The organism is Pseudomonas sp. GW822-FHT04C11 (assembly GCF_058800905.1).
Window position 1 is genome coordinate 1 of sequence record NZ_JBXAMS010000010.1, and the last position, 16,156, is coordinate 16,156.

Sequence of the window (16,156 nt, forward strand, 5' to 3'; positions counted from 1 at the left end):
AAGATTAAATTCCGAAACCCCAATTGCGAAAGCAGTTGGGGTTTTGTTTTGCCTGCGAGAAAGTTGATTCCGGAATCTTACGATTTCTATGCAACGGCTCGGGGCATGGCTATCATGCGGGCCTCATTGTGAGGCGATACTTGCATGCTGACGTTGTTAAAGCTCCTGAAGGACGGTCGTTTCCACTCCGGCCAAGCGCTGGGCGCCGCTCTAGGTATTAGTCGCAGCGCTGTGTGGAAGCAACTCCAGCACCTTGAGGCTGAGTTGGGTCTTTCTATTCACAAGGTGCGTGGCCGTGGTTATCAATTGAGTGCGCCGTTGACTCTGCTCAACTCCGCGGAGATCGCTGAGCATTCGCCTGCTTGCGATTGGCCCGTACTGGTCTTTGATTCGATTGATTCCACTAACGCTGAAGCTTTGCGCTCTATAGAGCGCGGTATGGCTGCGCCATTTCTTGTGCTTGCAGAGCGACAAACTGCCGGTCGCGGCCGACGCGGCCGCAAGTGGGTGAGCCCGTTTGCCGAAAATGTCTACTATAGCCTCGTGCTGCGAATCGATGGTGGCATGCGCCAGCTTGAGGGGCTTAGCCTGGTCGTCGGCCTTGCCGTGATGCAAACACTGCGCGATCTGGGTATTGCCGGCGCTGGTTTGAAGTGGCCTAACGATGTCCTGGTGGGTGAGAAGAAAATTGCTGGCATATTGTTGGAGTTGGTTGGGGATCCTGCGGATGTGTGTCATGTCGTTCTGGGTGTAGGAATCAATGTAAATATGCAGATCGCTGATGAGGTCGATCAGCAGTGGACCTCTATGCGTCTCGAAGCAGGTAGGGCGTTCGATCGTAATCTTCTAGTGGCGCATTTGGGGATTGTTCTCCAGGGGTACCTGAGTCGTCATCAGTTGGCGGGGTTTTCAGCGCTTCGGGCGGAGTGGGAGCAAGGCCACCTATGGCAGGGGCGTGCGGTTTCGCTGATTGCTGGAGTGAGTCGGATTGATGGTGAGGTGATAGGGATTGATGGTCAGGGTGCATTGCGTTTGAACGTGGGTGGCGTAGAAAAAGTGTTTAGTGGTGGTGAGCTAAGTCTGAGGTTGCGCAATGATTCTTGAGCTCGACTGCGGGAATAGCTTTATCAAATGGCGTGTGTTGCACGCAGATGCGGCGCGGTTGGTTGCTGAGGGGGTTGTCGACTCGGACCTGGCTTTGTTGGAAAGTTTGCGCGGCTGCGATGGTTTGAATCTCAAGCATTGTCGGCTGGTAAGCGTAAGAACCAATGAAGAGACCGCTGCGCTAGTTTCCTTGCTGGTCGAGGCATTCGGTGTAACGGTGTCCTGTGCGGCGCCGGCTCGTGAAATGTCTGGAGTCCGCAACGGTTACGAGGATTATAAGCGGCTGGGGCTTGATCGCTGGCTTGCGATGCTTGGCGCATTTCATCTTGCCTCGGGGGCTTGTCTGGTTCTCGATTTTGGTACTGCGCTTACCGCAGATTTTATTGCAGCGGATGGCGATCACCTGGGAGGATTCATTTGTCCCGGAATGCCCTTGATGCGTAACCAGTTGCGCACCCATACCCGACGGATTCGCTATGACGATATCGCGGCATCCAGGGCGCTTGAGAGCTTTGAGCCAGGGCGAAATACGGTGGAGGCCGTCGAGCGCGGCTGTTCATTGATGTTGAGAGGGTTTGTCCTGACGCAGCTAGAATTGGCGCGCAGCTATTGGGGGCAGGAGTTCTCGGTGTTCCTCACTGGTGGTGATGCGGGCCTGGTTTCTGGAGTCGTGCCAGAGGCGCGGGTAGTACCAGATCTCGTCTTTGTAGGTTTGGCCATGGCGTGCCCATTGTCCTGAGGTTTTTATGCGTTGGTTGTTTCTGTTGTTGCTGGTCCTGAATGTTTTTTATTACGTTTGGCATCAGCAGGAGGCGCCCTTGCGTGCGAAGGACGTCACTCCGTTGAGTTTGTATAAAGGTTCGCAGCAGGACATTCGCCTGTTGAGTGAAACGCCTGATGCAGTAGCTGCGCGTGACAAGGGTAAATTTGCGCAGGCGGATAACAGTTGTCTTTATCTGGGTGGTTTTGCTCGTCAGGAAACGGCGAAGACGCTTGAACAGCGATTGGCCGCTCTCGACATCAAGGTTCAGCAGCTATCGGTTTCTCTTCCTGATTCTGTTGGATATTGGATGCGTGTAGCTCCAGAGAGCCGGCGTTTGGCTGATGATTCCGTGCTGCAGAACCTTGCTAAAGAATTCAATGAGTTAAAACATAAAATAATGCCGTGCGAGGGGGTTGCAACTGCTGAATAGGTTGCATAGAATGGCGCCCGCTTCGCAGTGAAGACCTTTAGCGGTCAACAGTGTGAAGCGAGGTCAACGCAGCTAACCTCAGGTTTTTAATGAGAAAATGCTTGACAGAAGGCTGGCATGATGTAGAATGCCGGCTCGCTTAGGAGGGGTTCCCGAGCGGCCAAAGGGATCAGACTGTAAATCTGACGTCTACGACTTCGAAGGTTCGAATCCTTCCCCCTCCACCATTTTTAGCGTGAGCTGCAAGCTTACGCGGGTATAGTTTAGTGGTAGAACCTCAGCCTTCCAAGCTGATGATGCGGGTTCGATTCCCGCTACCCGCTCCAAGTTTGCAGGTTGTGCAAAGTGTTTCGCTCTTGTAGCTCAGTTGGTAGAGCACACCCTTGGTAAGGGTGAGGTCAGCGGTTCAAATCCGCTCAAGAGCTCCATATAACAAGGCAGATATGAAAATATCTGCCTTTGTTTTAATGGCTAGTGTGACTTGCTTAATTCTTCTCCTAGGGGTGATTTCGATGGCTAAGGAAAAGTTCGAACGTAATAAGCCGCACGTCAACGTAGGTACCATTGGTCACGTCGACCACGGTAAAACTACTCTGACTGCCGCTCTGACTCGTGTCTGTTCCGAAGTTTTCGGTTCGGCTAAGGTTGACTTCGACAAGATCGATAGCGCCCCAGAAGAAAAAGCTCGTGGTATCACCATTAACACTGCTCACGTTGAGTATGATTCGGCCGTGCGTCACTACGCACACGTTGACTGCCCGGGTCACGCTGACTACGTGAAGAACATGATTACCGGTGCTGCTCAAATGGATGGCGCTATCCTGGTTTGCTCGGCCGCTGATGGTCCGATGCCGCAAACTCGTGAGCACATCCTGTTGTCCCGTCAGGTAGGCGTTCCGTACATCGTGGTTTTCCTGAACAAGGCTGACCTGGTGGATGACGCTGAGCTGCTGGAGCTGGTTGAGATGGAAGTGCGCGATCTGCTGAGCACTTACGACTTCCCGGGCGACGACACTCCAATCATCATTGGTTCTGCGCGTATGGCGTTGGAAGGTAATGATGAAAACGGGATGGGTACCACTGCTGTCAAGAAGTTGGTTGAGACTCTGGATAGCTATATTCCAGAGCCTGAGCGTGCTATCGACAAGCCGTTCCTGATGCCAATCGAAGATGTATTCTCGATTTCAGGTCGCGGTACTGTTGTGACTGGTCGTATCGAGCGTGGTATCGTTCGCGTTCAGGATGCACTGGAAATCGTTGGTCTGCGTGATACCACCACTACTACCTGTACTGGTGTTGAAATGTTCCGCAAGCTGCTCGATGAAGGTCGTGCTGGCGAGAACTGCGGTGTTCTGCTGCGTGGTACCAAGCGTGATGATGTTGAGCGTGGTCAGGTGCTGGTCAAGCCGGGTTCGGTTAAGCCGCACACCAAGTTCACTGCAGAAGTTTACGTTCTGAGCAAGGAAGAAGGCGGTCGTCATACTCCGTTCTTCAAGGGCTACCGTCCACAGTTCTACTTCCGTACTACTGACGTGACTGGTAACTGCGAGCTGCCAGAAGGCGTTGAAATGGTAATGCCAGGTGACAACATTCAGATGACTGTTACCCTGATCAAAACCATCGCAATGGAAGATGGCCTGCGTTTCGCTATCCGTGAAGGCGGTCGTACCGTCGGCGCTGGTGTCGTAGCCAAAGTCATCGAGTAAGTTGTTGTAATGTCTTTTTTAGGCCGGCATAATGGTCGGCCTAATTTTGTTTTAGGTCAGTAGCTCAATTGGCAGAGCGACGGTCTCCAAAACCGTAGGTTGGGGGTTCGATTCCCTCCTGACCTGCCAGATTCACTCAGTGTGTCTGGCTTTCTTTTCACAGGATCTTCATAGATGACTCCTAAAGCTGAAGCTCAAGGCTCTCGCTTCGATCTGCTCAAGTGGCTTGTAGTAGTCGCTTTGGTGGTTGTTGGCGTTGTCGGCAATCAGTATTACCATGCTGCGCCGATCCTGTACCGTGTACTCGCTTTGCTTGTTATTGCTGCTGTAGCTGCCTTTGTAGGCCTGCAGACCGTCAAGGGCAAGTCTTTCTTTGTACTGGTTAAGGAAGCTCGCACCGAGATTCGTAAAGTCGTGTGGCCAACTCGCCAAGAAACCACGCAGACCACCCTGATTGTGGTGGCTGTTGTTCTGGTTATGGCGTTGCTGTTGTGGGGGCTTGATTCCCTGCTCGGCTGGCTTGTTTCCTTGATTGTTGGCTAAGGGTGTCCCGTGGCTAAGCGTTGGTACGTTGTGCATGCTTACTCGGGTTACGAGAAGCATGTCATGCGCTCGTTGATCGAGCGCGTAAAGCTGGCTGGCATGGAAGATGGCTTCGGCGAAATTCTGGTTCCCACTGAAGAAGTGGTTGAAATGCGTAATGGCCAGAAGCGCAAAAGCGAGCGTAAATTCTTCCCGGGTTACGTGCTGGTTCAGATGGATATGAATGAGGGGACTTGGCACTTGGTCAAGGATACTCCTCGGGTGATGGGCTTCATCGGCGGTACCGCTGATAAACCTGCACCTATCACTGACAAAGAAGCAGAAGCAATTCTGCGTCGTGTTGCTGATGGTAGCGACAAGCCGAAGCCCAAGACTCTGTTCGAGCCGGGCGAAGTGGTTCGTGTTACCGACGGTCCGTTCGCCGATTTTAATGGCACGGTCGAAGAAGTTAACTACGAAAAGAGCCGCATCCAAGTCGCAGTGCTCATTTTCGGTCGCTCTACTCCGGTAGAGCTAGAGTTCAGCCAGGTCGAAAAGGTCTAGCCGAACAAGCATCCCAACCCCGCAGCCCTAGGCTGTGGGGTTTTGTCGTCACTGGGATAAACGCGCAAGTAACCGGGGAGCCTCTCGAGGCGTTCGAACCCGTAATTGGAGTGCCTCATGGCCAAGAAGATTACCGCTTACATCAAGCTGCAAGTGAAGGCCGCTCAGGCTAACCCAAGCCCACCTGTTGGTCCTGCTCTGGGTCAGCACGGCGTGAACATCATGGAATTCTGCAAGGCTTTCAACGCCCGTACTCAGGGTATTGAGCCAGGTCTGCCGACTCCAGTGATCATCACTGTCTACAGCGACCGTAGCTTCACTTTCGAAACTAAAAGCACCCCGGCTTCGGTTCTGCTGAAGAAGGCTGCTGGTTTGACTAGCGGTTCCGCTCGTCCAAACACCGTTAAGGTTGGCACTGTAACTCGTGCTCAGCTGGAAGAAATCGCGAAAACCAAAAACGCGGATCTGACTGCAGCTGATATGGAAGCAGCCGTGCGTACTATCGCCGGTTCTGCTCGTAGCATGGGCCTTAACGTGGAGGGTGTGTAATGGCTAAGCTGACCAAGCGCCAAAAGGCTATCGCCGGCAAAATCGAAGCGGGCAAGGCCTACAACTTTGTAGACGCCGCTGCTCTGCTGGCTGAGCTGTCGACTGTCAAGTTCAGCGAGTCGTTCGACGTTGCTGTGAACCTGGGTGTTGACCCGCGTAAATCTGACCAGGTTGTTCGTAGCGCTACTGTGCTGCCACACGGCACTGGCAAGACCGTTCGCGTTGCCGTGTTCACCCAGGGTCCAGCAGCTGAAGCTGCTCTGGCCGCCGGCGCTGATCGCGTAGGTATGGACGACCTGGCTGCCGAAATGAAAGGCGGCGACCTGAACTATGACGTAGTTATTGCTTCCCCGGATGCAATGCGCGTTGTAGGTCAGTTGGGTCAGATCCTCGGTCCACGTGGCCTGATGCCTAACCCTAAAGTCGGCACCGTAACTCCAGACGTAGCTACCGCGGTTAAAAACGCAAAAGCTGGTCAGGTTCGTTATCGCACCGACAAAAACGGCATCATCCACACCTCCGTTGGCAAAGTCGGCTTTGATGCCGTCAAGCTGAAGGAAAACGTTGAAGCCCTGATCGCTGATCTGAAGCGTATCAAGCCAGCTTCCTCGAAAGGTATTTACGTCAAGCGCGTTACCCTGAGCACCACTATGGGCCCAGGTCTGGTCATCGACCAGGGTTCGCTCGACGCGTAAGACACAGATTGGCGCGAGTAATTGCGCCAATTGAAAAATTGGGGTCCCTGCCTGGCGGGGGCTATCCAAGACCGTAGGCGACGCAAGTCTTAAACCTCAAGCCTACGCAGATGGTGCTCCCGGTTCCTTACCGAATCAGACACCAAAACGACATCCGGCCTCGGCTGGATGAAACGGTAACAAGCAGGAGTTAAACCCGTGGCAATTAAACTCGAAGACAAGAAGGCCATCGTCGCTGAAGTCAACGAGGCTGCCAAAGCTGCTCTGTCCGCTGTCGTGGCTGATGCCCGTGGCGTAACAGTAGGCGCTATGACCGGACTCCGTAAAGAGGCTCGTGAAGCCGGCGTTTACGTACGTGTTGTACGTAACACCCTGCTCAAGCGCGCTGTTGCTGACACTGAATACAGTGTTCTCAACGACGTGTTCACTGGCCCGACCTTGATTGCATTCTCCAAAGAACATCCGGGCGCTGCTGCTCGTATCTTCAAGGAATTCGCAAAAGGTCAGGACAAGTTCGAGATCAAGGCAGCTGCGTTCGAGGGCAAGTTCCTCGCAGCTAACCAAATCGACGTACTGGCAACTCTGCCGACCCGTGACGAAGCAATTTCTCAGCTGATGAGCGTGATTCAAGGCGCTACCAGCAAATTGGCTCGTACTCTGGCGGCAATTCGCGACCAGAAAGAAGCTGCTGCAGCCTAAGGCTCGCCATCTTCTCGCGTTTTTTGTTTATTTCGATGGTCGCGTAGGCCGTCCCCCAATTCAGGAATTAGAGTCATGTCTATCTCTCAAAACGATATCCTTGAAGCCGTTGGCAACATGTCCGTAATGGAAGTTGTTGAACTGATCAAAGCTTTCGAAGAAAAATTCGGCGTTACCGCTGCTGCTGCATCGGCTGGTCCAGCTGTTGCTGCTGCCGTTGCTGAAGAGCAAACCGAATTCAACGTCATGCTGACCGAAGCTGGCGAGAAGAAAGTTAACGTGATCAAGGCTGTACGTGAACTGACCGGTCTGGGCCTGAAAGAAGCCAAGGCTGTAGTTGACGGCGCTCCTGCCATGGTTCTGGAAGCTGTTGCCAAAGACGCAGCTGACAAAGCCAAAGCAGTTCTGGAAGAAGCAGGCGCTAAAGTCGAGCTGAAGTAAGCTTCGACTTTGCGTCTCCAGCCCGAGCGTTAAGCGAAAGGCTGATGGCTGGTGGCTCTTGCCACCGGCCTTTTTCCGTTATTGGCAGCCGACTGGGTCGGTGCTGATAACGAGCTGTAACCACCCGATGCGGTGGCGCAAACCATGGGGTTTGCACGATTTTCTGGCTGCTCCCGTCGGGAGGGGCCAAACAAGCAGGTGACCAAGCTGGGGAACGCTGATGGCTTACTCATATACTGAGAAAAAACGTATCCGCAAGGACTTTAGCAAGTTGCCGGACGTCATGGATGTGCCGTACCTCCTGGCCATCCAGCTGGATTCGTATCGTGAATTCTTGCAAGCGGGAGCGACTAAAGATCAGTTCCGCGACGTGGGCCTGCATGCGGCCTTCAAATCCGTTTTCCCGATCATCAGCTACTCCGGCAATGCTGCGCTGGAGTACGTCGGTTATCGCCTGGGCGAACCGGCATTTGATGTCAAAGAATGCGTATTGCGCGGTGTGACTTACGCCGTACCTTTGCGGGTAAAAGTGCGCCTGATCATTTTCGACAAAGAATCGTCGAACAAAGCGATCAAGGACATTAAAGAGCAAGAAGTCTACATGGGTGAAATCCCCCTGATGACTGAGAACGGTACCTTCGTAATCAACGGTACCGAGCGTGTAATCGTTTCCCAGCTGCACCGTTCCCCGGGCGTGTTCTTCGACCACGACCGTGGCAAGACGCACAGCTCCGGCAAACTGCTGTACTCCGCGCGGATCATTCCTTACCGCGGTTCGTGGCTGGACTTCGAGTTCGACCCGAAAGACTGCGTATTCGTGCGTATCGACCGTCGTCGCAAGCTGCCTGCATCGGTACTGCTGCGCGCGCTCGGCTATACCACTGAAGAAGTGCTGGACGCGTTCTACACCACCAACGTCTTCCACGTGCAAGGTGAAAACCTCAGCCTGGAACTGGTGCCTCAGCGCCTGCGTGGTGAAATTGCTGTCCTGGATATCCTGGATGACAAAGGCAAGGTTATTGTCGAGCAAGGTCGCCGTATCACCGCTCGCCACATCAACCAGCTGGAAAAGGCCGGGATCAAAGAGCTGCAAGTGCCTCTGGACTACGTCCTGGGTCGCACTACCGCCAAGGTCATCGTGCATCCGGCAACCGGCGAAATCCTGGCAGAGTGCAACACCGAGCTGAACACCGAGATCCTGGCGAAAATCGCCAAGGCTCAGGTCGTTCGCATCGAGACTCTGTACACCAACGATATCGACTGCGGTCCGTTCGTCTCCGACACGCTGAAGATCGACTCCACCAGCAACCAATTGGAAGCGCTGGTCGAGATCTATCGCATGATGCGTCCTGGCGAGCCGCCAACCAAAGACGCTGCCGAGACTCTGTTCAACAACCTGTTCTTCAGCCCTGAGCGCTATGACCTGTCTGCGGTCGGCCGGATGAAGTTCAACCGTCGTATCGGTCGTACCGAGATCGAAGGTTCGGGCGTGTTGTGCAAAGAAGACATCGTCGCGGTACTGAAGACTCTGGTCGACATCCGTAACGGTAAAGGCATCGTCGATGACATCGACCACCTGGGTAACCGTCGTGTTCGCTGCGTAGGCGAAATGGCCGAGAACCAGTTCCGCGTTGGCTTGGTACGTGTTGAGCGTGCGGTCAAAGAGCGTCTGTCGATGGCTGAAAGCGAAGGCCTGATGCCGCAAGACCTGATCAACGCCAAGCCAGTGGCTGCTGCGGTGAAAGAGTTCTTCGGTTCGAGCCAGCTGTCCCAGTTCATGGACCAGAACAACCCGCTGTCCGAGATCACCCACAAGCGTCGTGTCTCTGCACTCGGCCCTGGCGGTCTGACGCGTGAGCGTGCCGGCTTTGAAGTTCGTGACGTACACCCGACTCACTACGGTCGTGTATGCCCGATTGAAACACCGGAAGGTCCGAACATCGGTCTGATCAACTCCCTGGCCGCCTATGCGCGCACCAATCAGTACGGCTTCCTCGAAAGCCCGTACCGTGTGGTGAAAGACGCTCTGGTCACCGACGAGATCGTGTTCCTGTCCGCCATCGAAGAAGCTGATCACGTGATCGCTCAGGCTTCGGCCACGATGAACGACAAGAAAGTCCTGATCGACGAGCTGGTAGCTGTTCGTCACTTGAACGAGTTCACCGTCAAGGCGCCGGAAGACGTCACCTTGATGGACGTATCGCCGAAGCAGGTAGTTTCGGTTGCTGCGTCGCTGATCCCGTTCCTCGAGCACGACGACGCCAACCGTGCGTTGATGGGTTCGAACATGCAGCGTCAAGCTGTACCAACCCTGCGCGCTGACAAGCCGCTGGTAGGTACCGGCATGGAGCGTAACGTGGCTCGCGACTCCGGCGTTTGCGTCGTGGCTCGTCGTGGCGGCGTGATCGATTCCGTTGATGCCAGCCGTATCGTGGTTCGTGTTGCTGATGATGAAGTTGAAACCGGCGAAGCTGGTGTCGACATCTACAACCTGACCAAATACACCCGCTCCAACCAGAACACCTGCATCAACCAGCGTCCGTTGGTGAGCAAGGGTGATCGGGTTCAGCGTAGCGACATCATGGCTGACGGTCCGTCCACCGACATGGGTGAGCTGGCTCTGGGTCAGAACATGCGCATCGCGTTCATGGCATGGAACGGCTTCAACTTCGAAGACTCCATCTGCCTGTCCGAGCGTGTGGTTCAGGAAGACCGCTTCACCACGATCCACATCCAGGAACTGACCTGTGTGGCGCGTGACACCAAGCTTGGGCCAGAGGAAATCACTGCAGACATCCCGAACGTGGGTGAAGCTGCACTGAACAAGCTGGACGAAGCTGGTATCGTTTACGTAGGTGCTGAAGTTGGCGCAGGCGACATTCTGGTTGGTAAGGTCACTCCGAAAGGCGAGACCCAACTGACTCCGGAAGAGAAGCTGTTGCGTGCGATCTTCGGTGAAAAAGCCAGCGACGTTAAAGATACTTCCCTGCGCGTACCTACCGGTACCAAGGGTACTGTCATCGACGTACAGGTCTTCACCCGTGACGGCGTAGAGCGTGATGCTCGTGCTCTGTCGATCGAGAAGACTCAGCTCGACGAGATCCGCAAGGACCTGAACGAAGAGTTCCGTATCGTTGAAGGCGCTACTTTCGAACGTCTGCGTTCCGCTCTGGTCGGCCATAAAGCCGAAGGCGGCGCCGGTCTGAAGAAAGGTCAGGAAATCACCGACGAAGTTCTCGACGGTCTTGAGCACGGCCAGTGGTTCAAACTGCGCATGGCTGAAGATGCTCTGAACGAGCAGCTCGAGAAGGCTCAGGCCTACATCGTTGATCGCCGCCGTCTGCTGGACGACAAGTTCGAAGACAAGAAGCGCAAACTGCAGCAGGGCGATGACCTGGCTCCAGGCGTGCTGAAAATCGTCAAGGTTTACCTGGCAATCCGTCGCCGCATCCAGCCGGGTGACAAGATGGCCGGTCGTCACGGTAACAAGGGTGTGGTCTCCGTGATCATGCCGGTTGAAGACATGCCGCACGATGCCAATGGCACCCCGGTCGACGTTGTCCTCAACCCGTTGGGCGTACCTTCGCGTATGAACGTTGGTCAGATCCTTGAAACCCACCTGGGCCTCGCGGCCAAAGGTCTGGGCGAGAAGATCAACCGTATGATCGAAGAGCAGCGCAAGGTTGCTGACCTTCGCAAGTTCCTGCACGAGATCTACAACGAGATCGGCGGCCGCAACGAAGAGCTGGACACCTTCTCCGACCAGGAAATCCTGGATCTGGCGAAGAACCTGCGCGGTGGCGTACCGATGGCCACTCCGGTGTTCGACGGTGCCAAGGAAAGCGAAATCAAGGCCATGCTGAAACTGGCAGACCTGCCGGAAAGCGGCCAGATGCAGCTGACTGACGGCCGTACCGGCAACAAGTTCGAGCGCCCGGTTACCGTTGGCTACATGTACATGCTGAAGCTGAACCACTTGGTAGACGACAAGATGCACGCTCGTTCTACCGGTTCGTACAGCCTGGTTACCCAGCAGCCGCTGGGTGGTAAGGCGCAGTTCGGTGGTCAGCGTTTCGGGGAGATGGAGGTCTGGGCACTGGAAGCATACGGTGCTGCTTACACTCTGCAAGAAATGCTCACAGTGAAGTCGGACGATGTGAACGGCCGGACCAAGATGTACAAAAACATCGTGGACGGCGATCACCGTATGGAGCCGGGCATGCCCGAGTCCTTCAACGTGTTGATCAAGGAAATTCGTTCCCTCGGCATCGATATCGATCTGGAAACCGAATAACACGTGACGCGAATGAGAGCGGGGCAGGATTGCCCGCTCTCTGCTCCGCCAGGAGGAAAGGCCTTGAAAGACCTACTGAATTTGCTGAAAAACCAGGGTCAAGTCGAAGAGTTCGACGCCATCCGTATCGGATTGGCATCGCCTGAGATGATCCGTTCGTGGTCGTTCGGCGAAGTTAAAAAGCCGGAAACCATCAACTACCGTACGTTCAAACCTGAGCGTGACGGCCTGTTCTGCGCCAAGATCTTTGGCCCGGTAAAGGATTACGAGTGCCTGTGCGGTAAGTACAAGCGCTTGAAGCACCGTGGTGTGATCTGCGAGAAGTGCGGCGTTGAAGTCGCGCTGGCAAAAGTTCGTCGTGAGCGCATGGCGCACATCGAACTGGCCTCGCCAGTTGCCCACATCTGGTTCCTGAAATCGCTGCCGTCGCGTATCGGCTTGCTGATGGACATGACCCTGCGTGATATCGAACGCGTTCTCTACTTCGAGAGCTATGTCGTTATCGATCCAGGCATGACCACCCTTGAAAAAGGTCAGCTGCTCAACGACGAGCAGTACTTCGAAGCGCTGGAAGAGTTCGGCGACGATTTCGATGCCCGCATGGGTGCCGAAGCTGTCCGTGAACTGCTGCACGCTATCGATCTGGAGCACGAGATTGGCCGTCTGCGTGAAGAAATTCCGCAAACCAACTCCGAAACCAAAATCAAGAAGCTGTCCAAGCGTCTGAAGTTGATGGAGGCCTTCCAGGGTTCCGGCAACTTGCCAGAGTGGATGGTGCTGACCGTTCTGCCGGTTCTGCCGCCAGATCTGCGTCCACTGGTCCCATTGGATGGCGGTCGTTTCGCGACTTCCGACCTCAACGACCTGTATCGTCGAGTGATCAACCGTAACAACCGCTTGAAGCGCCTGCTTGATCTGTCCGCTCCGGACATCATCGTGCGCAACGAAAAGCGTATGTTGCAGGAAGCCGTCGACGCCTTGCTCGATAACGGTCGTCGTGGCCGCGCTATCACCGGTTCCAACAAGCGTCCTCTGAAATCCCTGGCTGACATGATCAAGGGTAAACAAGGTCGTTTCCGTCAGAACTTGCTCGGTAAGCGTGTTGACTACTCCGGTCGTTCGGTAATTACCGTAGGTCCGACCCTGCGTCTGCACCAGTGCGGTCTGCCGAAGAAAATGGCTCTCGAGCTGTTCAAACCGTTCATTTTCGGCAAGCTGGAAATGCGTGGTCTCGCTACCACCATCAAAGCTGCCAAGAAGATGGTTGAGCGCGAACTGCCGGAAGTTTGGGACGTTCTCGCTGAAGTTATCCGCGAACACCCAGTGCTTCTCAACCGTGCACCGACCCTTCACCGTCTGGGTATCCAGGCATTTGAACCGGTTCTGATCGAAGGTAAGGCTATCCAGCTGCACCCGCTGGTCTGCGCCGCGTACAACGCCGACTTCGACGGCGACCAAATGGCCGTGCACGTACCGCTGACACTGGAAGCCCAGTTGGAAGCGCGCGCGTTGATGATGTCGACCAACAACATTCTGTCGCCAGCCAACGGTGAGCCAATCATCGTTCCGTCGCAGGACGTTGTATTGGGTCTGTACTACATGACTCGTGAAGCGATCAACGCCAAGGGCGAAGGTCGTGTATTCGCGGATCTGCAAGAAGTTGACCGTGTGTTCCGTGCCGGCGAAGCCGCACTGCACGCCAAGGTTAAAGTGCGGATCAACGAAACCGTCAACGACCGTGACGGCGGCAGCGTGACCAACACCCGTATCGTCGACACCACCGTCGGCCGTGCGCTGTTGTTCCAGGTTGTGCCTAAAGGTCTGTCGTACGACGTCGTCAACCTGCCGATGAAGAAAAAGGCGATCTCCAAGCTGATCAACCAGTGCTACCGCGTGGTTGGTTTGAAAGAGACCGTGATCTTCGCTGACCAGTTGATGTACACCGGTTTTGCCTATTCGACCATTTCCGGCGTTTCCATCGGTGTTAACGACTTCGTTATCCCGGATGAAAAAGCCCGCATCATCGGTGCAGCCACCGACGAAGTGAAAGAGATCGAAAGTCAGTACGCCTCCGGCCTGGTAACCCAGGGCGAGAAGTACAACAAAGTGATCGACCTTTGGTCCAAGGCGAACGACGAAGTTTCCAAGGCAATGATGGCCAACCTCTCGAAAGAGAAAGTCATCGACCGTCATGGCGTCGAAGTCGAGCAAGAGTCCTTCAACTCGATGTACATGATGGCCGACTCGGGTGCACGGGGTTCTGCTGCGCAGATCCGTCAGCTCGCCGGTATGCGTGGCCTGATGGCCAAGCCGGACGGTTCCATCATCGAAACGCCGATTACTGCGAACTTCCGTGAAGGTTTGAGCGTACTTCAGTACTTCATCTCCACTCACGGTGCTCGTAAAGGTCTGGCGGATACCGCGTTGAAAACTGCGAACTCCGGTTACCTGACTCGTCGTCTGGTAGACGTGGCGCAGGATCTGGTTGTAACCGAGATCGATTGCGGCACCGAACACGGTCTGCTGATGACTCCGCACATTGAAGGCGGTGACGTTGTAGAGCCGTTGGGTGAGCGCGTATTGGGTCGTGTTATCGCCCGTGACGTATTCAAGCCAGGTACCGAGGAAATCATCGTTCCTGCCGGCACTCTGGTAGACGAGAAGTGGGTTGAATTCATCGAGCTGAACAGCATCGACGAAGTGATCGTGCGTTCGCCGATCAGCTGCGAAACCCGTTATGGCATTTGCGCCAAGTGCTACGGCCGTGATCTGGCTCGTGGTCACCAGGTGAACATCGGTGAAGCTGTCGGCGTAATCGCTGCCCAGTCGATCGGTGAGCCGGGTACCCAGCTGACAATGCGTACGTTCCACATCGGTGGTGCGGCAAGCCGGACCTCTGCAGCCGATAGCGTTCAGGTGAAGAATGGCGGTACCGTCCGTCTGCACAACCTGAAACACGTTGAGCGAGTGGATGGTTGCCTGGTTGCTGTGTCCCGTTCCGGTGAGCTGGCAATCGCTGATGACTACGGTCGTGAGCGCGAGCGTTACAAGCTGCCGTACGGTGCTGTGATCTCGGTTAAAGAAGGTGACAAGGTCGACGCTGGCGCAATCGTGGCCAAGTGGGATCCGCACACTCACCCAATCGTTACCGAAATGAAAGGTACCGTGACCTACGTGGGCATGGAAGAAGGCATCACGATCAAGCGTCAGACTGACGAATTGACCGGTATGACCAACATTGAAGTACTCGATGCCAAAGACCGTCCAGCTGCCGGCAAAGATATCCGTCCTGCTGTGAAGATGGTTGATGACAACGGCAAGGATCTGTTGCTGCCGGGTACTGACGTAATCGCTCAGTACTTCCTGCCTGCCAACGCCCTGGTGGGTGTGGCGGACGGTGCGAAAATCGCGATCGGTGATGTTATCGCTCGTATTCCGCAAGAGACTTCGAAGACCCGTGACATCACCGGTGGTCTGCCGCGTGTTGCCGACTTGTTCGAAGCCCGTCGTCCGAAAGAAGCCTCGATTCTGGCTGAAGTCAGCGGCACCATCGCGTTCGGTAAAGAGACCAAAGGCAAGCGCCGTCTGGTCATTACCCCGAACGACGGTAGCGATCCGTATGAAGAGCTGATTCCGAAGTGGCGTCACCTGAACGTCTTCGAAGGCGAACAGGTAAACCGCGGCGAAGTTATCTCCGACGGCCCGAGCGATCCACACGACATCCTGCGTCTGCTGGGTGTGAGTGCGCTGGCCAAGTACATTGTTAACGAGATCCAGGACGTTTACCGTCTGCAAGGCGTGAAGATCAACGATAAGCACATCGAGACCATCCTGCGTCAGATGCTGCGTAAAGTTGAAATCGCTGAATCTGGCGATTCCACTTTCATCAAGGGCGACCAGATGGAATTGACTCACGTACTGGTAGAGAACGAGCGTTTGGCTGCAGACGACAAGTTCGTCTCCAAGTTCACTCGCGTTCTGCTGGGTATCACCAAGGCGTCGTTGTCCACCGAATCGTTCATCTCGGCGGCCTCTTTCCAAGAGACCACTCGTGTACTGACCGAAGCGGCGGTAACCGGCAAGCGCGATTACCTGCGCGGCCTGAAAGAAAACGTGGTCGTGGGTCGTTTGATCCCGGCAGGTACCGGTCTGGCTTATCACAGCGAGCGCAAACGCCGCCGTGATGCTGACAAACCGTTGCGCGTAAGCGCCAGTGAAGTGGAAGCTGCACTGACCGAAGCGCTGAACTCGAGCGGTAACTGAGTTCTGCGATAAATAAGAGTGGGGCCCTGGCGCCCCCGTTCATCGAATCGAGACAATTTGTCGAGGTTGGATGAGCGGGGAGGTCGGGGCCTTGCCTTGACTGGGGACAAGATCCTCTTTAGACTC

12 protein-coding genes and 4 tRNA genes are annotated in these 16,156 nt (G+C 55.0%); all 16 read left to right on the plus strand.

Annotation, left to right across the window (positions count from 1 at the left end; all coding sequences use genetic code 11):
• Window positions 1-144: 144 nt before the first annotated feature.
• The 16 genes from birA (at window position 145) to rpoC (ending at window position 16,030) form a co-directional block, all read left to right on the plus strand.
• Window positions 145-1,104 carry a bifunctional biotin--[acetyl-CoA-carboxylase] ligase/biotin operon repressor BirA gene (birA, locus tag AC1RJ3_RS17340; RefSeq protein WP_347928148.1) on the plus strand — a complete coding sequence of 320 codons (960 nt, stop codon included), beginning with the start codon at window positions 145-147 and terminating at the stop codon, window positions 1,102-1,104.
• A complete protein-coding gene (locus tag AC1RJ3_RS17345) occupies window positions 1,094-1,843 on the plus strand; it encodes a pantothenate kinase (RefSeq protein WP_493079585.1) in 750 nt (249 codons plus the stop codon). Before birA ends, AC1RJ3_RS17345 begins: the two co-directional genes overlap by 11 nt.
• A 7-nt stretch (window positions 1,844-1,850) precedes the next feature.
• Window positions 1,851-2,297 (plus strand): hypothetical protein, encoded by a 447-nt coding sequence (locus AC1RJ3_RS17350; RefSeq protein ID WP_347928145.1) that lies wholly within the window; start codon window positions 1,851-1,853, stop codon window positions 2,295-2,297.
• A gap of 142 nt (window positions 2,298-2,439) precedes the next feature.
• Window positions 2,440-2,524 (plus strand) — tRNA-Tyr (locus AC1RJ3_RS17355).
• 25 nt (window positions 2,525-2,549) lie between these two features.
• Window positions 2,550-2,623, plus strand: a tRNA-Gly gene (locus AC1RJ3_RS17360).
• A gap of 26 nt (window positions 2,624-2,649) precedes the next feature.
• Window positions 2,650-2,725, plus strand: a tRNA-Thr gene (locus AC1RJ3_RS17365).
• Between the two features lie 84 nt (window positions 2,726-2,809).
• Window positions 2,810-4,003, plus strand: a complete 1,194-nt coding sequence (gene tuf / locus AC1RJ3_RS17370; protein ID WP_054594280.1) for an elongation factor Tu — start codon at window positions 2,810-2,812, stop codon at window positions 4,001-4,003.
• A gap of 53 nt (window positions 4,004-4,056) precedes the next feature.
• Window positions 4,057-4,132, plus strand: a tRNA-Trp gene (locus AC1RJ3_RS17375).
• Between the two features lie 45 nt (window positions 4,133-4,177).
• Window positions 4,178-4,546, plus strand: a complete 369-nt coding sequence (secE, locus tag AC1RJ3_RS17380) for a preprotein translocase subunit SecE (RefSeq protein ID WP_019693884.1) — start codon at window positions 4,178-4,180, stop codon at window positions 4,544-4,546.
• Window positions 4,547-4,555: 9 nt separating this feature from the next.
• Window positions 4,556-5,089, plus strand: coding sequence for a transcription termination/antitermination protein NusG (nusG, locus tag AC1RJ3_RS17385; RefSeq protein ID WP_010443972.1), 534 nt, complete (start codon window positions 4,556-4,558; stop codon window positions 5,087-5,089).
• A 117-nt stretch (window positions 5,090-5,206) separates the two neighbouring features.
• Complete coding sequence (rplK, locus tag AC1RJ3_RS17390; protein ID WP_008008888.1) at window positions 5,207-5,638, plus strand: 50S ribosomal protein L11; 432 nt, start codon at window positions 5,207-5,209, stop codon at window positions 5,636-5,638.
• Window positions 5,638-6,333, plus strand: coding sequence for a 50S ribosomal protein L1 (gene rplA, locus AC1RJ3_RS17395; RefSeq protein WP_019693883.1), 696 nt, complete (start codon window positions 5,638-5,640; stop codon window positions 6,331-6,333). The genes rplK and rplA overlap by 1 nt, the downstream gene beginning before the upstream one ends.
• A gap of 198 nt (window positions 6,334-6,531) precedes the next feature.
• Complete coding sequence (rplJ, locus tag AC1RJ3_RS17400; RefSeq protein WP_019693882.1) at window positions 6,532-7,032, plus strand: 50S ribosomal protein L10; 501 nt, start codon at window positions 6,532-6,534, stop codon at window positions 7,030-7,032.
• Between the two features lie 75 nt (window positions 7,033-7,107).
• Complete coding sequence (gene rplL, locus AC1RJ3_RS17405; protein WP_003206098.1) at window positions 7,108-7,473, plus strand: 50S ribosomal protein L7/L12; 366 nt, start codon at window positions 7,108-7,110, stop codon at window positions 7,471-7,473.
• A 220-nt stretch (window positions 7,474-7,693) separates the two neighbouring features.
• Window positions 7,694-11,767, plus strand: coding sequence for a DNA-directed RNA polymerase subunit beta (gene rpoB / locus AC1RJ3_RS17410; RefSeq protein WP_054594279.1), 4,074 nt, complete (start codon window positions 7,694-7,696; stop codon window positions 11,765-11,767).
• A gap of 63 nt (window positions 11,768-11,830) precedes the next feature.
• On the plus strand, window positions 11,831-16,030 hold the full coding sequence (gene rpoC, locus AC1RJ3_RS17415; protein WP_054594278.1) for a DNA-directed RNA polymerase subunit beta': 4,200 nt from the start codon (window positions 11,831-11,833) through the stop codon (window positions 16,028-16,030).
• Window positions 16,031-16,156 lie beyond the last annotated feature (126 nt).